Source organism: Streptomyces sp. sk2.1, assembly GCF_008120935.1.
GTDB lineage: Bacteria > Actinomycetota > Actinomycetes > Streptomycetales > Streptomycetaceae > Streptomyces.
Genome location: NZ_RDBO01000255.1, coordinates 1 through 633, shown reverse-complemented (window position 1 = coordinate 633; position 633 = coordinate 1). Strand labels below are relative to the sequence as shown.

1 pseudogene is annotated in these 633 nt (G+C 73.5%); it reads left to right on the top strand.

The features are described 5' to 3' along the window. Positions 1 to 421 precede the first annotated feature (421 nt). Positions 422 to 619: pseudogene (locus tag EAO76_RS47890) on the top strand (ATP-binding protein); the annotation flags it as partial. Positions 620 to 633 lie beyond the last annotated feature (14 nt).

The window sequence follows — 633 nt, the reverse complement described above, 5'->3', positions numbered from 1 at the left end:
GTGGTCGACGACGCGGAACGGCAAGCCCGCGGGTGACAAACAAGGCGGGCAGCACGGAGCGGGCCGGGAGCACGACCCACACGGCCGGGCCCCGCCGGCCAGCGGCCCCGCGGCCCCGCGGCAAGAGCGAACTGTGTACCTGGACACAGGCGTTACACCCCGGACGCGGGCCGGCTGGCCAGGCGCTGCGACGGGCCAGGCCGCGGTACAGCACGGGGCGCGGAACGGTGGGGCGGTCGACGGTTCTGTGCAGACCTCCGGCCCCGGACCCGCCGCAGGGCCCCGGCGGGCGCGACCCACGACCGGGCCGTCGATGCGGCAGGAACCCGGGACGCGGGGCCGTCGACCGCGGTACGGCGGCGGGCCCGGCCGCGGCCGGGCCATCGGCACGAGGGGAACCCGGGGCGCGGATTCCCCTCGCATCGACGAACTCGGCCACATGGAACTCGACCGCCACGGCGCCGGGTTCCTCTTCCAGGTCCTGACCGAACGCGAGGAGAAGAACAGCGTCGCCATCGCCTCGAACGAGTCGTTCGGCAAAGCGCACGTGTTCCGGCGAACCTGTGCCAGGCAGCGCCGAAACTTCACGGGTTTCGGCAGGAACGCGGATGCTGCATGATCGAACGATGCTGG